Origin of the sequence: Dickeya dadantii NCPPB 898 (genome assembly GCF_000406145.1) — a bacterium.
Taxonomy (GTDB): Bacteria; Pseudomonadota; Gammaproteobacteria; order Enterobacterales; family Enterobacteriaceae; genus Dickeya; species Dickeya dadantii.
In genome coordinates, this window is record NZ_CM001976.1 from 2,311,876 (window position 1) to 2,328,227 (window position 16,352).

14 protein-coding genes, 1 pseudogene and 1 other annotated feature are annotated in these 16,352 nt (G+C 56.2%); of the genes and pseudogenes, 5 read left to right on the top strand and 10 right to left on the bottom strand.

Features of this window, described 5'->3' with window-relative positions:
- Positions 1 to 141: 141 nt before the first annotated feature.
- The gene (locus DDA898_RS10675; RefSeq protein ID WP_038911190.1) at positions 142 to 894 is read right to left on the bottom strand and encodes a YciC family protein; all 753 of its coding nucleotides are present in this window, start codon (positions 892 to 894) and stop codon (positions 142 to 144) included.
- Between the two features lie 118 nt (positions 895 to 1,012).
- Positions 1,013 to 1,375: a YkgJ family cysteine cluster protein gene (locus DDA898_RS22255; RefSeq protein WP_071604529.1), complete on the bottom strand. Its 363-nt coding sequence runs from the start codon at positions 1,373 to 1,375 to the stop codon at positions 1,013 to 1,015.
- Positions 1,376 to 1,631: 256 nt separating this feature from the next.
- Here DDA898_RS22255 and ompW point away from each other — a divergent pair, with 256 nt between their 5' ends.
- Entirely contained in the window at positions 1,632 to 2,264 is a 633-nt protein-coding gene (ompW, locus tag DDA898_RS10680; protein WP_013317880.1) for an outer membrane protein OmpW, read from the top strand.
- Positions 2,265 to 2,343: 79 nt separating this feature from the next.
- Here ompW and DDA898_RS10685 read toward each other — a convergent pair whose 3' ends face one another.
- The 6 genes and pseudogenes from DDA898_RS10685 to DDA898_RS10715 all read right to left on the bottom strand — a co-directional run bounded on the left by DDA898_RS10685 (position 2,344) and on the right by DDA898_RS10715 (position 10,113).
- Positions 2,344 to 3,069, bottom strand: a complete 726-nt coding sequence (locus DDA898_RS10685; RefSeq protein WP_038911192.1) for an oligogalacturonate-specific porin KdgM family protein — start codon at positions 3,067 to 3,069, stop codon at positions 2,344 to 2,346.
- 474 nt (positions 3,070 to 3,543) lie between these two features.
- Positions 3,544 to 4,353, bottom strand: a complete 810-nt coding sequence (gene trpA, locus DDA898_RS10690; RefSeq protein ID WP_038911193.1) for a tryptophan synthase subunit alpha — start codon at positions 4,351 to 4,353, stop codon at positions 3,544 to 3,546.
- On the bottom strand, positions 4,353 to 5,543 hold the full coding sequence (gene trpB, locus DDA898_RS10695; RefSeq protein WP_038911194.1) for a tryptophan synthase subunit beta: 1,191 nt from the start codon (positions 5,541 to 5,543) through the stop codon (positions 4,353 to 4,355). The genes trpA and trpB overlap by 1 nt, the downstream gene beginning before the upstream one ends.
- A 17-nt stretch (positions 5,544 to 5,560) precedes the next feature.
- Positions 5,561 to 6,946 carry a bifunctional indole-3-glycerol-phosphate synthase TrpC/phosphoribosylanthranilate isomerase TrpF gene (gene trpCF / locus DDA898_RS10700; RefSeq protein WP_038912535.1) on the bottom strand — a complete coding sequence of 462 codons (1,386 nt, stop codon included), beginning with the start codon at positions 6,944 to 6,946 and terminating at the stop codon, positions 5,561 to 5,563.
- Positions 6,947 to 6,954: 8 nt separating this feature from the next.
- Positions 6,955 to 8,551 (bottom strand): annotated as a pseudogene (gene trpD, locus DDA898_RS23655) (bifunctional anthranilate synthase glutamate amidotransferase component TrpG/anthranilate phosphoribosyltransferase TrpD).
- Positions 8,551 to 10,113, bottom strand: coding sequence for an anthranilate synthase component 1 (locus tag DDA898_RS10715; protein ID WP_038911196.1), 1,563 nt, complete (start codon positions 10,111 to 10,113; stop codon positions 8,551 to 8,553). The pseudogene trpD and the gene DDA898_RS10715 overlap by 1 nt, the downstream one beginning before the upstream one ends.
- A gap of 22 nt (positions 10,114 to 10,135) precedes the next feature.
- Positions 10,136 to 10,235 (bottom strand) — a sequence feature (Trp leader region).
- 251 nt (positions 10,236 to 10,486) lie between these two features.
- Here DDA898_RS10715 and rnm point away from each other — a divergent pair.
- From rnm to rluB, 3 genes are all read left to right on the top strand, one after another.
- Entirely contained in the window at positions 10,487 to 11,359 is an 873-nt protein-coding gene (gene rnm, locus DDA898_RS10720; protein ID WP_033111846.1) for an RNase RNM, read from the top strand.
- 91 nt (positions 11,360 to 11,450) lie between these two features.
- Positions 11,451 to 12,071, top strand: coding sequence for an L-threonylcarbamoyladenylate synthase (locus DDA898_RS10725; RefSeq protein WP_038911197.1), 621 nt, complete (start codon positions 11,451 to 11,453; stop codon positions 12,069 to 12,071).
- A gap of 191 nt (positions 12,072 to 12,262) precedes the next feature.
- Positions 12,263 to 13,153 carry a 23S rRNA pseudouridine(2605) synthase RluB gene (gene rluB, locus DDA898_RS10730; RefSeq protein ID WP_013317890.1) on the top strand — a complete coding sequence of 297 codons (891 nt, stop codon included), beginning with the start codon at positions 12,263 to 12,265 and terminating at the stop codon, positions 13,151 to 13,153.
- A gap of 69 nt (positions 13,154 to 13,222) precedes the next feature.
- Here rluB and cobO read toward each other — a convergent pair whose 3' ends face one another.
- Positions 13,223 to 13,813 carry a cob(I)yrinic acid a,c-diamide adenosyltransferase gene (gene cobO, locus DDA898_RS10735; protein ID WP_013317891.1) on the bottom strand — a complete coding sequence of 197 codons (591 nt, stop codon included), beginning with the start codon at positions 13,811 to 13,813 and terminating at the stop codon, positions 13,223 to 13,225.
- Between the two features lie 21 nt (positions 13,814 to 13,834).
- Positions 13,835 to 14,596: a YciK family oxidoreductase gene (locus DDA898_RS10740; protein ID WP_038911198.1), complete on the bottom strand. Its 762-nt coding sequence runs from the start codon at positions 14,594 to 14,596 to the stop codon at positions 13,835 to 13,837.
- 284 nt (positions 14,597 to 14,880) lie between these two features.
- Here DDA898_RS10740 and sohB point away from each other — a divergent pair, with 284 nt between their 5' ends.
- Entirely contained in the window at positions 14,881 to 15,927 is a 1,047-nt protein-coding gene (gene sohB, locus DDA898_RS10745; protein WP_038912536.1) for a protease SohB, read from the top strand.
- The last annotated feature ends 425 nt before the right edge of the window (positions 15,928 to 16,352 follow it).

Genomic DNA, 16,352 nt, shown 5'->3' on the forward strand with positions numbered 1-16,352 from the left:
GGGCCAGGCTATTTCTGAATTATTATCGCCGTTTGCGCAGCGCGATTCCCGATTTATCGTAACAATTTGCAGAAAATTACGTTATGACGGGCGACGATAACGGAGCAGCGCCGTTGCTACTCCGGAATAAGATATGCGAATTCAGTCGCGTACCAGCATGTACAGGCGGAATACATAGACCAGCAGCATGGCGGAAAGCACGTTACTAATGCCATTCAGAATCACGGCCATGGCGGTAGGCGATACCATCGGCAACCGGGCCAGCAACAACAGCAGCGCGACTTTGGCCAACAGCCACAGGATGACGGCCGGCGCGGTCTGGCGGAAGTGGGCGAACGCCAGCTTGCTGCTGGTGCGCATGGAGGCAAAGATCCCACGTTTTTCGGTGACGGCGATCACCGGCGACAGGCTAAAGGCAATCGATAACAAAATCCCCGGAACCACGACCAATAACATACCTAACTGAATCAACAGAGTACAAACCAGTATCAGCAAAAACAGGCGGGGCAACAGCGGCACCGAAGCGCCAATGGCGCGCAGGGCGCTGGTTTGATGGCCCGCCGATACCAGTTGGATCAGCATCAGGATGCTACCGGTCAGCAGCGCATTGCCTACCAGCGTGGCAAAAGTGCCGGCGGCGGAGGCTTTCAGCAGTACCATTTGTTGCTCGGGGGAAAGCTGTTGGATGATGTCGCTGATGCCGGGTTGCTCAATGGAGGACAGATCGACATTGCTGCTGTTGAGTAGTTGCAACTGATCGTTGCCGGGTGTAAAGACGTGCCCGAGGATGACGGTGATCAGGGACGTCAGCAGCGCCAGTATCAGGATGCTGAAAAACTGGTTACGCGTAAAATTCAAGGTGTCACGGTATAATCTGCTGGCCGTGATAGGCATGAAAACTCCTTGGCAAAGGTTAGCAATAGGGCTTTTAGCAAAAAATATTATCCGGCTATTGTAACCCGTTCAGCTGTTCCGTGGCACCCCGGCGTGACGTTCTACTTTTTATTCCAACTCATGAACACGGCAGCGGTAACCTGGCTGGGATCAGCGGTGGCAGACCATAGGCCGCGCGAGCCCGATCGCAAGCGTCATTGCGCTGACCATTCTCTCCCGATTGTACAAACTCATGGCAAGGCGTGGGCCGCTGGGCATAAATACGACAGCTGACCGATTTGCCGATTTCACCCTCCAGTGCGCAGCAGCGAATCGGTTTACTACTGGTGCCAGCCATGCAACGCAGAAATGGCGTTACCGGCTCCGTCAGCGCGGCGGGAACGGTTCCTCCCCCGTCATCAGCTTCCGACCAGTAAAAAGACACCCGAAAGTAACCGCAACAGGCGCCGCATTCCATACAGGGGTTGACGTTATCGCTCATAGTTGATTACCCACCGGCCTCAATCGCGTTGAATCACTGGTGAAAAGAAGAATCTACGCCCGAACATCGGGTTGCGCAGCTCCTTTTTTGTGTTTTTTGATTTGGGTCAATTCTTTGTTTTTTGGGTGCTTGAGGGTTATTTGATTGATGACATACTGCGGCAAAAATCCCGTCAGGATGTGATCTGGCTTCAAACAAATTTACCCCTTAGTAGGTATAGTTCGCCCGGATATTAACCTTACAAATGGAGTGGGTAATGAAGAAGGTTTCTTTATTGATGATGGCAGCCGCATTGATGCCGGCACTGGCACAGGCTCATCAGGCTGGCGATGTGATTGTTCGTACTGGAACGGCGACGGTGCGTCCGGTTGAAAGCTCTGACAATGTGTTGGGGCTGGGTTCATTCAACGTAGATAACAATACCCAACTGGGACTGACCCTTGGTTACATGGTGACGGATAATATCGGCGTAGAGCTGCTGGCGGCAACGCCGTTCCAGCACAAGGTCGGCGTAGGTAATGTTGGGCCGATCGCCGAAGTCAAACACCTGCCGCCGACGCTGATGGCGCAGTATTATTTTGGGCAGAGCACGGACAAGCTGCGTCCTTATCTGGGCGTTGGTCTGAACTACACCATGTTCTTTGACGAGAAATTTAATCAGACAGGTAAAGATGCCGGGTTGAGCGACCTGAGCTTGAAAAATTCCTGGGGCGTTGCCGCGCAAGCTGGTCTGGATTACAACCTGAATAAAAATTGGCTGTTGAATATGTCGGTGTGGTGGATGGATATCGACACTACCGTGAAATTCAAGGCTGCCGGCCAGGATCAGAGTATCAAAACCCGGCTGGATCCCTGGGTATTTATGTTTGGCTTCGGTTACAAATTCTGATAAACGAAGTAAAAAACAAAAAGAGAAGGCGGAACCGAAGTTCCGCCTTTTTTACGTCTGGTGATACACGGAACGGGTATCAGAAGTTGTACTGGACACCGACACGGTAACGGGTCTGGCGTTCATCAGTCGTTTTGGATGGGCCTTCAACATTGGCAACCTGAATATACGGAGTCCAGTTTTTGTCAATCTTGTAAGCCAGCTTCACATCATGAGTAAGGTTGTCGTTATCATTGTCATAAATCAAACCAGTTGAACCTGCTTTGGTATTTTTGTTGTATTCCAGTTCGTATTCAACAGTGAAGTTGTCCAGGAACTTATAGCCCAGTACGCTGGTGATAGTATAGCCTTTCATCGTGGTATCAGCGCCTGATGTGAGGATTTTATCATCCATACGCTGGTAGAACGGACGGTAACGCAGGGTGTAGTAAATATTGTCGGTAAAGTTTACGCCACCTTTGATATAAGGACGGTATTTATTACCGGTGTTATCGGAAACCAGGTTGAAACCGGCTTCTGCATTAAACATTTTATTAAATTTATACAGATAGCTGGCAGTGACTTCAGTACCGTTACTGACTTGTTCGTTATAAGGCTTGTTTGGCGTATTGTCATTACTGGATTGCTTCCACTTCACTTCAGAAGACAGACCGAACCCATTCTCAAAACGGTGCGAAATTAGCAGACGATCCTGATGATTTGCATTTTGCGTATCTTTCATCTCATGGCGATAGTCGAATGTGACCGCCATCGAACTCATACTTACAACGGACGCTACCATCATCGTCAGAATTTTAAATTTCATTGTTATCACCCTCATCAGAGATAATTATTTTTGAAGTTTTTGCAATGGTGTCTGATTCGACACAAGTTCAATTCTATTTATTATTATTTACAAATGTGTGAGCGAGATCGGTAAAACAAGAAAATGAAAAGCTATTTCATTTGTGTGATGTTCGTCTATTTACAGAGTGAAAATTTATTGCTTTGGTAGAAAAGCGAAAATTAGACGTTTTATTAATATTTAAAAATAAATTGAATTGATTTTTTACATATTAAAACATAATCTAAATCATGTGGATTATTTGTATGCTAATATATTTTATAAATTAAAATTTATTGTATTCTTAAAGTATTCATGGTTGTTAGTTTCTTTATTATTTTGTGACAAAAATGATCTGTGTTGTGTGGGGCGCCATTCGCCATATGCCAATAAAAAGCGCCATAACCTCTTCGATAGGTTATGGCGCTTGATGTTGTAATATTTTGTGCGGAAAGATTAACGAGCGCGGGTGGCGGCTTTCATACCGCGGACAAAATCGGTCAGTTTTGCGAGCATTTCATCCGGCTGGGCATGGTATTGCTCGATGATTTTGACAATCGCTGAGCCGGAGATGGCGCCGGCCGCGCCGGATTCCAGCGCTTTTTGCACCTGCGACGGCTCGGAAATGCCGAAACCAAGCAGCGGCGGGGCCGCGTGGTATTCCTGCAATTTTTCCAGCAGATGGTGCAACGGCAGTTGGGCGCGGGTTTCAGCGCCGGTTACGCCTGCTCGGGAGAGCAGGTAGGTATAACCACGGCCAAAGGATGAAATTTCACGCAGTAGGTCGTCGTCCGCATTCGGCGGGCAGATAAAGATGGGCGCGACGCCATGCTTCATCGCCGCAGCGCGAAACGGCGCCGATTCTTCCACCGGTACGTCGGCTACCAGCACTGAATCAACGCCGGTTTCGGCGCAACGCTGGTAAAAGGCGTCGATACCGTTGCTAAACACCAGATTGGCGTACATTAACAAGCCGATAGGCAGGTCAGGGTATTTCTGGCGGATGGTCGCCAGCATTTCAAAACAGTGGGCCGGAGTGACGCCGGCGGCGAAAGCGCGCAGCGCGGCGTTCTGAATGGTCGGGCCATCCGCCAGCGGATCGGAGAACGGAATCCCCAGTTCCAGCGCGTCGGCACCCGCGGCCACCAGCGCGTCGATAATGCGCAGCGAAAGCTCGGGGGATGGGTCGCCCAGCGTGACAAACGGCACAAACGCCCCTTCCTGTTTCTCCGACAGCCGTTTAAACAAAGCGTGGTAGCGTTCCATCAAATCTCTCCCCGGGATTTCAGAATGTCGTGAACCGTAAAAATGTCTTTATCGCCACGGCCGGACAGGTTGACCACCAGAATTTGCTCTTTTTCCGGTTCCGCTTTGATCATTTTCAGCGCATGGGCCAGTGCATGGGAGGATTCCAGCGCCGGGATGATCCCTTCGTGACGCGACAATTCCCGGAATGCGGTCAACGCTTCATCGTCGGTGATCGACACATAATCCGCCCGCCCGATGCTGCTCAGGTGCGCGTGCTGCGGCCCGACGGAGGGGAAGTCCAGACCGGCCGAAATGGAGTACGACTCTTCGATCTGGCCGTCTTCGGTCTGCATCATCGGTGATTTCATACCGAAGTAGATACCGACGCGACCGTGTTTTAGCGGTGCGCCGTGCTGCCCGGTTTCGATACCCAATCCTGCCGGTTCCACACCGATCAACCGCACCGACGGCTCGTCGATGAAATCAGCAAACATGCCGATGGCGTTGGAGCCGCCGCCGACGCAGGCCAGTACCGCATCCGGCAGACGACCTTCTCTTTCTGTCACCTGGGCTTTAGTTTCCTCGCCGATCATGCGCTGAAATTCCCGCACGATGGTGGGGTAAGGGTGTGGACCAGCAGCGGTGCCCAGCAGGTAATGGGCGGTTTCATAGCTGCCAGACCAGTCGCGCAGCGCCTCGTTGCAGGCGTCTTTCAGGGTGGCGGAACCGCTGTGTACCGGAATCACTTCCGCGCCCATCAACCGCATGCGGAACACGTTCGGCGACTGGCGTTCCACGTCTTTGGCGCCCATGTACACACGGCATTTCAGCCCCAGCAGGGCGCAGGCCAGCGCGGTGGCGACGCCATGTTGGCCGGCGCCGGTTTCGGCGATGATTTCGGTTTTACCCATGCGCCTGGCAAGCAGCGCCTGCCCGAGTACCTGGTTGGTCTTGTGCGCGCCGCCGTGCAACAGATCTTCGCGTTTCAGATAGAGTTTGGTGCGGGTGCCGGCGGTCAGGTTCTTACACAAAGTCAGCGCTGTCGGCCGTCCGGCGTAGTTTTTCAGCAGGTCGCTGAATTCGGCCTGAAACGCCGGGTCGCGCTGCGCGTTGACAAATGCCTCTTCCAACTGACGCAGGGCCGGCATCAGGATCTGTGGTACGTACTGACCACCAAATTCACCAAAATAAGGATTAAGTAACGTCATAATCAGCCTGTATCTTGTTATTCATGAGAGGTACGGCGCGGTTGTGCCGTACGCAGCGTCCGGAATACCGCCGCGATTTTTTGCGGATCTTTGATGCCGGGTTGCGACTCCACGCCAGAGTTGAAATCCAGCCCGGCGACGCCGAGTGTCGCGGCCTGTGCCACGTTGCTCGGGCCGAGGCCGCCGGCCAGCAGCACCTGTTGCAGCGATTGACCCTGCAGCAATGACCAGTCGAACGACTGACCACTGCCGCCTTTGCCGTTGTCGAGCAGCACCCGGTCAACCTGCGCCAGCGTTAATGGAGGCAGAGTGTCGCCGACGCTGTACGCTTTCCAGATCTGGCAGGTTGCGGGCAGTTGCTCACGCAAGGCGGCGATAGCAGCTTGGTCTTCGTGGCCGTGTAACTGAACCGCAGCCAGCTGGAGCGACGACGCGGTTGCCACGATGTCGGCCAGCGGCGCGTCACGGAATACGCCGACATAACGTAAGGGCGCACCCGCCATCACGGCACGTGCCTGTGACGTTGTCACGTAGCGCGGGGAGTTAGCGACGAAAATCAGCCCGCCGTACACCGCGCCGGCCTGAAAGGCTGCGGTGGCATCGTCGGGGCGGGTCAGCCCGCACACCTTGTTTTCGCCGAGGATGACCCGGCGTACTGCCAGCGTCAGATCGTGTTCTTCCATCAGCGAACTGCCGATCAGAAAGCCATTGGCGTACTGGCTCAGTTCCTGAATATGGGCGTGGCGGCTGATGCCGGATTCGCTGATCACCGTCACTCCAGCCGGCAGACGCGGCGCCAGCGTGCGGGTACGGTTCAGATCGATAGAGAGATCGCGCAGGTCGCGGTTGTTGATGCCGACCACGCGCGCTTCTAGCGCGATAGCGCGTTCCAGTTCGGCTTCATTGCTGACTTCCGTCAGGATGCCCATATTCAGGCTGTGCGCTACCTGCGCCAGTTGGCGATACTGTGCATCATCCAGCACCGACAGCATTAGCAGAATCGCATCGGCCTGATAGTAACGGGCCAGATAGATCTGGTACGGGTCGATAATGAAGTCCTTGCACAGCACCGGCTGGGCCACCGCCGCGCTGACCTGCGTGAGGAAAGCAAAATCGCCCTGAAAATACTTCTCGTCGGTCAGTACCGAAATGGCGGACGCGTAATCCTGATAAACCCGCGCAATGGCGACCGGGTCGAAATCGGCGCGAATCAACCCCTTGGATGGCGAGGCCTTTTTGCACTCCAGGATAAACGCCGGACTGGCCTGTTTCAGCGACTGATAGAAGTGGCGCGAGCTGGGCGTTACCTGTGACTGAAAGCTGTCGAGCGGCTGTCGTTGCTGCCGTTCGGCGATCCACTGCGCTTTGTCGCGCACAATTTTGGTTAATACGGTTTCCTGCATTTTCTTCATCATCCTCTGGCCGCCAGTTCCAGCACGCGCTGGTATGCCTGACCGCTGTGAATCACGTCCAGCGCCTGCCGGGCATTCTGCCGCAGATCTTCCTGTCCGAACAGTTTTAGCAACAGCGCTACATTGGCGGCGACAGCCGCGTCGTGCGCCGGTTGCCCCTTGCCCTGAAGCAGCCGGGCCAGAATATCACGGTTTTCTTCCGGCGTGCCGCCCAGCAAATCATCCAGTGCATATGAATCCAGCCCGAAATCATGGGGCGTTAGCTGGTAGGTTTCCACCTCGCCGTCACGCAGTTCGGCGACCTGGGTCGGCGCATGGATGGCGACCTCATCCATGCCGCCGCCGTGCACCACGGCCGCGCGCTGGTATCCCAGCACTTTCAGGGTTTCGGCGATCGGCCGCACCAGTTCCGGCCGATAGACGCCGATCAGCGCCAGCGGTGGGCGAGCCGGGTTGATCAGCGGCCCCAGCACGTTGAACACGGTGCGGGTTTTCAACTGCTGACGTACCGGCATCGCGTGACGGAAACCGGTGTGGTATTGCGGCGCAAACAGAAAACACACCCCGAGATCGTCCAGCGCCTGACGCGATACCTCCGCCGGCATATCGAGCTTGATGCCGAACGCCGACAGCAGATCCGACGAACCGGAGCGGCTGGAGACGCTGCGGTTGCCGTGCTTGGCGACTTTCAGCCCGCAGGCGGCGGCCACAAACGCGCTGGCGGTGGAGATGTTGATGCTGTTGGTGCCGTCGCCGCCGGTGCCGACGATATCCGCGAACAGGTAGTCCGGGCGCGGGAACGGCTTGGCGTCGGCCAGCAGCGCGGTGGCGGCCCCGGCAATCTCATCCGGATGCTCGCCGCGCACCTTCATGCTGATCAGCGCCGCGGCCAGTTGCGTCGGATCCAGTTCACCCTGAATGATAGCGGCAAACAACTGCTGGCTTTCTGCCTGGCTCAGGATGTCGGCACGGTACAGTTTTTCAAGAATCGGTTGCATCAGTGGTATCTCCTTCAAATCAGGCCAGAGCCCAGTCCAGCGTCTGGTTCAGCAGACGTGCGCCGTGAGTGGTGAGGATGGATTCCGGGTGAAACTGGAAACCGCAAACGCGATGTTCGTCATGGCGTACCGCCATCACCATGCCGTTGAAACTGGCGTTAATCACCAGCCCGGCCGGGATGTCGCTGCCTACCAGCGAGTGGTAGCGCGCCACCGGCAGCGGACTGGGCAGGCCGTTGAACATCGCCTGTCCGTCGTGTTCAATGCTGGAGGCTTTACCATGCAGAATTTCACCGGCCTGACCGACATGGCCGCCGTAGGCTTCGACGATGGCCTGATGGCCCAGACAGATGCCGATGATCGGCAACTGGCCGCGCAGACGTTGCAGCAGTGCCGGCATGCAACCGGCTTCAGACGGCGTGCCGGGGCCGGGCGAGAGCATCAGCACCGGCTTTTCCAGATGCTGCAGACGGTCGATAATGACGTCGGCAGGCAGTTGGTTGCGGTACACCACTACGTTGTGGCCGCTGGCGCGCAACTGGTCGACCAGGTTATAGGTAAAGGAGTCGATATTATCGAGCAGCAGGATATCGGCCATCAGAACACCTCCCGGGCATGATGCGCACTGGCAATCGCGCGCAGAACCGCGCGGGCTTTGTTACGGGTTTCATCGGCTTCGGCCTGCGGGTGAGAGTCCAGCACCACGCCGGCGCCGGCCTGCACGGTGGCGATGCCGTCTTCCACATAAGCGGAACGGATCACGATGCAGGTGTCGAGGTCGCCGCGGGCGGTGAAGTAGCCTACCGCGCCGCCGTAGCTGCCGCGGCGGGTTTTCTCACTTTCCGCGATCAGTTGCATCGCGCGCACTTTGGGGGCGCCGCTCAGCGTGCCCATGTTCATGCAGGCGCGGTAGGCGTGCAGCACATCCAGATCCGCGCGCAGGGTGCCGACTACGCGGGACACCAGATGCATCACGAACGAGTAACGGTCTACTTTGGTCAGGTCCGCTACATAGCGGCTGCCGGGTTCGCAGATGCGCGCCAGATCGTTACGTGCCAGGTCCACCAACATCAGGTGTTCGGCCAGCTCTTTATGGTCGGTACGCATTTCCAGTTCGATACGGCTGTCCAGATCCCGGTCCAGCGAACCGTCGGCGCGACGGCCGCGCGGGCGAGTGCCGGCGATAGGGTAGATTTCGATCTGGCGGCTGACGGCGTCGTACTTGAGTGAACTTTCCGGCGACGCGCCGAACAGAGTGAAATCCTGATCCTGCATGTAGAACATGTAAGGACTGGGGTTGTTGTCTTTCAGGGTCTGATAGGCGGCTAGCGGCGATGGGCACGGCAGCGAGAAACGGCGGGACGGCACCACCTGGAAAATTTCGCCGATGCGGATCGCCTGCTGCATCTGGCTGACCACGGCGCCGTAATCTTCATCGCTCTGGTTGCAGGCCAGCGTCATGGTGTCCACCGTCTGGCACGGCAACGCCGGGGCAGGCTGGCGCAACTGATGCTGCAACTGCTCCAGACGCTGTTGCAGGCGCTGGCGTTCCGCGGCGTTAGGGGTAAACAGGCTGGCCTGCAGATGGGTGACGCGTTGCTGATGGTCCACCACCAGCAGGGTTTCGGCCAGGTAGAAACAGTAATCCGGACAGCGCTGCTGCTGACTGAGCGGCGGCAGACTTTCGAAGCCGGCGACCAGATCGTAGGCGAACAGCCCGCCGAAGAACATCGCCTCACGCTCATGTTCCGGGCATGCCACCAGCGTCAGCAGTTGACGCAACGCGTCAAATACCGACAGGGAACGCAGACGTGCGTCTTCGTCCTGCATAATGTCGATGGTTGGAAAGGTCAGTTCGCGGCTGTTCGGGCGCGCATCGACGATGACATCGGCAGGCAAGGCGCTATCCAACAGCGGCAACAGCGCTGCGCCGTTAGCGGTTAATGCCTGAATCGACACCTGTGGGCCGAGGGCGGTAATGCGCAGGGCGCTGTCGACGATCAGCAGGCTCTGCAGGTTCTGTTTACTGTCGATCTCCGCCGACTCCAGCAGCAGGGTGGCCGGGCGGGCACCGCACAGTTGGTGGAACATCGCGCTGGGGTCGTTGCGGTATTCGGCACCGACGCGCAGTAGCTCAAGTTCAGGTTGTGGTGTTTGCATGATGTCTACTCGTATTTTGTCCATAAAAAAGCCCGCTATCAGCGGGCTTCAGGATATGCATGTCAGAAAATGGCTATGCGTCATCTCTTCGCCCGTAACAGGGAGAAGCGCCACCAACCAGCATGATTTTTCAGGGTCAGGGTCGTTACCGTCATCGCCATTGTCCTCATTTATCTGTGTGCTTGAACTTGTGTACTAGTTAACTGGAACGTGGCGGGGAAGTCAATAACATTTCATACGATTTTTTCGGGGGCATGTCCGGCTATGGATGTCCGGCCGGCAACCCGACTCGGACCAACCGATCTTTTTTCCTTTTTGACCAGGTTGGTGGCATCATGCCGCCTGAAATTTCCTGAACAGAGAGACTCCTGACGTGCCTGACGAGTTGCCGGTATCACCGACGTTTCCCCTGTATGACCTGCACAGCCACACCACGGCTTCCGACGGTTTGCTGACGCCAACCGAACTGGTGCAGCGCGCGGTAAGCATGCGCGTCAGCGTGTTGGCGATCACCGATCACGACACCACGGCGGCGCTGGATGAAGCGTATGCCGCTATTCAGCGGCAGGCGCTGCCGTTGCGGCTGATTTCCGGCGTCGAGATTTCCACCGTGTGGGAAAACCATGAGATTCATATCGTCGGGCTGGGGCTGGATTGCCGGCATCCGGCGCTGACGTCATTACTGCAGCAGCAGGTGCAGTACCGCGAGCTGCGCGCCGGGCAGATTGCGCAGCGGCTGGAAAAGGCGCTGATTCCGGATGCGCTGGCGGGGGCGTCACGGCTGGCGGAAGGCGGCATGATCACCCGCGGGCATTTCGCGCGTTATCTGGTGGAGTTGGGGAAAGCCGCAACGGTGGCGCAAGTGTTTAAAAAGTATCTGGCCAAAGGGAAAACCGGTTATGTGCCGCCGCAGTGGTGTACAATACAGCAAGCCGTGGACGCTATCCGCCAGTCGGGCGGAGTCGCGGTGCTGGCGCATCCCGGTCGCTATGATTTGACCGCCAAGTGGCTGAAACGATTGATCGGACACTTTGCCGAGTGCGGTGGGGAAGCGATGGAGATCGCCCAGTGCCAACAGGCGCCGGACGAGCGTTCACATTTGGCGCGTTATGCGCAGGATTACCATTTGCTGGGGTCGCAGGGTTCGGATTTTCATCAGCCCTGCGCCTGGATAGAACTGGGGCGAAAACTGTGGCTGCCCGCCGGCGTTGAGCCGGTCTGGCAACATCCGGCGTTGGCCGGTTAAGCCTCGGTACGTATCCGACAGCATTCGTTCAACCCGTTATGGCGGTGTCGCCTGGCGGGAAGGGACGCCTTCAGAAGGCAGAGGACGTAGCATGAGTCAGTTTTTCTATATTCATCCGCAGAACCCGCAACCGAGATTGATCAATCAGACGGTGGAAATCCTGCATAAGGGCGGGGTGATTGTTTACCCCACCGATTCAGGGTACGCACTCGGGTGCATGTTGGAAGATAAAGCGGCGATGGAGCGCATCTGTCGCATTCGCGATCTGGATCAGAACCACAACTTCACCCTGATGTGCCGCGATCTGTCGGAGTTGTCTTCTTACGCCTATGTGGATAACGCCGCGTTCCGGTTGATGAAGAATAATACTCCCGGCAATTACACCTTCATTCTCAAAGCGACCAAGGAAGTGCCGCGTCGCCTGATGAATGAGAAACGCAAAACCATCGGCATGCGCGTACCGTCCAACCCGATAGCGCTGGAACTGCTGGCGGCGTTGAATGAGCCGCTAATGTCGACCACGCTGATGCTGCCGGGCAATGACTTTGCCGAGTCCGATCCGGAAGAAATTCAGGAGCAGTTGGGCAAGCGGGTGGATTTGGTTATTCACGGCGGTTTTTTGGGACAACAGCCCACCACGGTGATCGATCTGACCGAGTCCGTGCCGGTGGTGGTGCGTGAAGGCACCGGCGATGTGATGCCCTTCCTGTAACGCCGAAACGCCGGTGATGGCGTTTACCAGGGCGTATTTATCGTTGTCAACATTTGGCATACAAACGGCACGAATCAAGGTATAATCGCGAAATTATGCGTTAACTCTTTATTTTTTCATGAGTTAACGCGATTTCTGGTCATCATGACATTCCCCCCGACGCCTGTGAAGGCGACATCAGAGGTTGCTCAATGAGCGAAAAGCTACAGAAAGTGCTGGCGCGTGCAGGGCACGGTTCACGCCGCGAAATTGAAAGTATGATTGAAGCCGGGCGCATTAGCGTCGACGGCAAGATTGCCACGCTGGGGGACCGTGTCGAGGTTACCCGGGCGACCAAAATCCGTATCGACGGGCATGTGGTGTCGGTGCGCGAAACCGAAGAATCCGTGTGCCGTGTGCTGATGTATTACAAGCCGGAAGGGGAACTCTGTACCCGCAGCGACCCGGAAGGGCGACCAACGGTATTTGATCGTCTGCCGCGTATTCAGGGATACCGCTGGGTAGCGGTAGGGCGTCTGGATGTGAATACCTCCGGCCTGTTGCTATTTACGACTGACGGCGAGCTGGCGAATCGCCTGATGCACCCCAGTCGTGAAGTGGAACGTGAATACGCCGTGCGCGTGTTCGGCGAAGTGGGCGACGACAAAATCCGCCAACTGAGCAAAGGCGTACAACTGGAAGATGGTCCGGCGGCGTTCCGCTCGATCCGCTATCAGGGGGGCGAAGGGTTGAACCAATGGTACAACGTGACCCTGACCGAAGGCCGCAACCGCGAGGTACGTCGTTTGTGGGAAGCGGTCGACGTGCAGGTGAGCCGCCTGATTCGTGTGCGCTACGGCGACATTCAACTGCCGAAAGGGCTGCCGCGCGGCGGTTGGATGGAAATGGGACTGACCGACGTTAACTACCTGCGTGAGCTGGTGCAACTGACGCCGGAAACGGTCAGCAAATTGCCGGTGGAGCGCGAGCGGCGCCGGGTGAAAGCCAATCAGATCCGCCGTGCGGTGAAACGCCACAGCCAGGTAGGCGTCAGCAACCGCCCGGCTAGCGGTCGCCGTAGCGCGCCAAAACGCAACGGTTAAGAGCGACTACGTTGCCGCCTAATGCTGCGCCTGCGGGCGCAGCGTCATCCTTCCGTTGTTATTTGCCCCTCACCAGTCGATACCTTGCTGGGCCTGAATACCGGCATCAAAAGCGTGCTTCACCGGCCGCATTTCCGTCACCGTATCCGCCAGTTCCAGCACATCGCGATGGCAGCCTCGGCCGGTAACGATCACGCTCTGGTGCGCCGGGCGCTGTCGCAGGGCGGCAAGCACTTCGTCCAGCGGCAAATAGTCGTAGCTGAGCATGTAGGTCAATTCGTCAAGCACCACCAAATCAAGCGAGTCATCCGCCAGCATACGTAAGCCATGCTGCCAGACACGCCTGGCCGCGTCGGTATCGGTCTGGCGATTTTGGGTTTCCCAGGTAAAGCCGGTCGCCATCACCTGAAATTCCACCCCGTGTTGTTGCAGCAACTGTTTCTCGCCGTTCGGCCATTCGCCTTTGATAAACTGGATCACCCCCGCTTTCAGGCCGTGGCCCACCGCCCGGGTCACCGTGCCGAAGGCTGCGGTGGTCTTGCCTTTGCCGTTGCCGGTAAACACGATCAGGGTGCCGCGCACGTCAGTGGCGGCGGCGATGCGGGCGTCTACTTTTTCCTTCAGCCGTTGCTGGCGTTGCTGATGACGATCGTCGCTCATGAGTCGGTATCCTTTGTGTAATCACTCGGCCGGGCCGGGCTTGCGGCCGGGTTGGGCATCGAAACTCATGCCGGTTTTGCGGCGGCTGTCATCTCCCATTAAGTACAGGTAAAGCGGCATGATGTCGGCCGGGGTTTTGAGTTTATCCGGATCTTCATCGGGGAACGCGGCGGCGCGCATTGGCGTGCGGGTGCCGCCTGGGTTGATGCAATTGACCCGTAAATTGCGGTTACGGTATTCCTCGGCCAGTACCTGCATCATGCCTTCGGTGGCGAATTTGGATACCGAGTAGGCGCCCCAGTTGGCGCGTCCCTGACGGCCGACGCTAGAACTGGTGAAAATCAGCGACGGGCTGGTTGATTTCAGCAACAACGGCAACAGCGCCTGCGTCAGCATAAAGGTCGCGTTAACGTTGACCTGCATCACCTGATGCCAGACGGTGGCGGATTGTTCTTCCATCGGTACGACGTCGCCCAGCAGACCGGCATTATGCAAAACACCATCCAGTCGCGGCAGCGCCTGACCGATCTGCCCGGCGATCTGGATAAAATCATGGTGACTGGCGGTCAGCATATCGCAGGGAATCAGGTAACTGTGGACGCCGCATTCCTGCAGTATCTGCTGCTCCACCTCCTGCAACTTGCTTTCGGTGCGCCCCAGCAACACCAGCTTCGCGCCGTAGCGCGCGTAGGTCAGCGCCGCCTCGCGGCCAATGCCGTCACCGGCGCCGGTGACCAGAATGATACGGTGTTGCAGCAGGTCGTGCTTGGGTTGGTAATGCAAAACGGTGTCCTCTGGCTGTCATCATCCCGAGAGTGATGAGGTGTTTCCGAAAAAAGCCATGATGGGTGTTTTATGCCTGAAACAATAGGTGTTTTCAATCAGAAGGTCCGGCTTTCTCACAGTTTGTGCGGCAAAAAGCAGCGGAAAGTACAATTTATGTATGAAGATCATCGCCATCGCGTCCGTCATACGTTAGGTTAGAAGCTCGGCGCGCCGCGCTGGAACCGTAATGGTTGTTGAAGAATCAACGTCATATATCACATTGGTCAATGAAGGCGGTATTTGTGGAATTACTTTCTCAGTATGGTTTATTCCTGGCAAAAGTCGTCACCCTTGTCGTCGCCATCGGCGCATTGGTGGTGCTGACAGTCGGTATGACGCAGCGTAAGCGCCATCGTAAGGGCGAACTGCAGGTGATTAATCTGGGCGAACAATACAGTGAAATGCGGCAAGAGATGCAGTCCGCCGCCATGAGCGATACCGCGCGCAGCCTGCTGGAGAAAAAGCAGAAGAAAGAAGAAAAGGAAACCGCCAGGCAGGAGAAAAAACGCGCCAAACGGGGGGAAGATAAATCCGCTCGTCCATGTTTGTATGTGCTCGATTTTAACGGCAGCATGGATGCCGGCGAGGTAAGTTCGCTGCGTGAAGAGGTGTCCGCGGTGCTGGCGGTGGCCCGGCCGGAAGATGAAGTGCTGCTGCGGTTGGAAAGCCCCGGCGGTGTGGTGCATGGCTACGGGCTGGCGGCTTCCCAGCTCCAGCGTTTTCGCCAGCGCGGTATCCGCCTGACGGTGGCGGTAGATAAGGTGGCGGCCAGCGGCGGCTATATGATGGCGTGTGTGGCGGATCGCATTGTGGCGGCGCCGTTCGCCATTGTCGGGTCGATTGGCGTGGTGGCGCAGATCCCCAACTTCAACCGGCTGCTGAAAAGCAAAGATATCGATGTGGAATTACATACAGCCGGTCAGTACAAACGTACCCTGACGCTGTTCGGCGAAAATACCGAAGAAGGTCGGGAGAAGTTTCGCGAGGAATTGAATGAAACACATCTGTTGTTCAAACAGTTTGTCAGCGAGATGCGCCCGTCGCTGGATATTGAGTCGGTTGCCACCGGCGAGCACTGGTTCGGCACGCAGGCCAAAGCGATGGGATTGGTGGATGCTATCGGCACCAGCGATGATCTGCTGATTGAGGAGATGGAAAACCACGAAGTGCTGGCGGTGCGCTATACCCGCCGTAAACGCCTGCTGGATCGCCTGACCGGCAGCACCGGCGATGCGCTGGAGCGCCTGATGCTGCGTTGGTGGCAGCGAGGCAATAACCCTCAACTGTGATTACCTCAACTGTAATTAAGTCAACGTAGTTGCCTGCCTGTCCGTGCCGTAGCCTGTTGAACAATGCCATCCGCGCACTGTTACCGGCCGGACAGGTGGGTAAACCGGTTCCCGGCGGTTTAATCGCGACTCCTCGTATCTCCAGACGCTGAATTTTATTGTTGAGCGCCACCGATCTATCCATGACTACCGTTCCGCCAATTCATTATCATTATTAATTATTCTTAGCGGTTTATTTTACGCGAATAACTAGCATTTATTTTAAATAACTGATTTTATTTAATATTTTTACATTAACAGGAATTGGATAAATTTTCATCATTGCAATCAGGTGAAATAAGTATGATTGTTTATGTTTATTTATTGATTCTGATTTTGATTTCTCATAGACAATAGCTACTTAACCGACAATCTACGTGTCAGCA

What these genes read in the sequence shown, in the direction of transcription:
- DDA898_RS10675 (WP_038911190.1), bottom strand. Translation starts at nt 894, where the DNA reads ATGCCTATCACGGCCAGCAGATTATACCGTGACACCTTGAATTTTACG.
- DDA898_RS22255 (WP_071604529.1), bottom strand. Translation starts at nt 1,375, where the DNA reads ATGAGCGATAACGTCAACCCCTGTATGGAATGCGGCGCCTGTTGCGGT.
- ompW (WP_013317880.1), top strand. Translation starts at nt 1,632, where the DNA reads ATGAAGAAGGTTTCTTTATTGATGATGGCAGCCGCATTGATGCCGGCA.
- DDA898_RS10685 (WP_038911192.1), bottom strand. Translation starts at nt 3,069, where the DNA reads ATGAAATTTAAAATTCTGACGATGATGGTAGCGTCCGTTGTAAGTATG.
- trpA (WP_038911193.1), bottom strand. Translation starts at nt 4,353, where the DNA reads ATGGAACGCTACCACGCTTTGTTTAAACGGCTGTCGGAGAAACAGGAA.
- trpB (WP_038911194.1), bottom strand. Translation starts at nt 5,543, where the DNA reads ATGACGTTACTTAATCCTTATTTTGGTGAATTTGGTGGTCAGTACGTA.
- trpCF (WP_038912535.1), bottom strand. Translation starts at nt 6,946, where the DNA reads ATGCAGGAAACCGTATTAACCAAAATTGTGCGCGACAAAGCGCAGTGG.
- DDA898_RS10715 (WP_038911196.1), bottom strand. Translation starts at nt 10,113, where the DNA reads ATGCAAACACCACAACCTGAACTTGAGCTACTGCGCGTCGGTGCCGAA.
- DDA898_RS10725 (WP_038911197.1), top strand. Translation starts at nt 11,451, where the DNA reads ATGAGTCAGTTTTTCTATATTCATCCGCAGAACCCGCAACCGAGATTG.
- rluB (WP_013317890.1), top strand. Translation starts at nt 12,263, where the DNA reads ATGAGCGAAAAGCTACAGAAAGTGCTGGCGCGTGCAGGGCACGGTTCA.
- cobO (WP_013317891.1), bottom strand. Translation starts at nt 13,813, where the DNA reads ATGAGCGACGATCGTCATCAGCAACGCCAGCAACGGCTGAAGGAAAAA.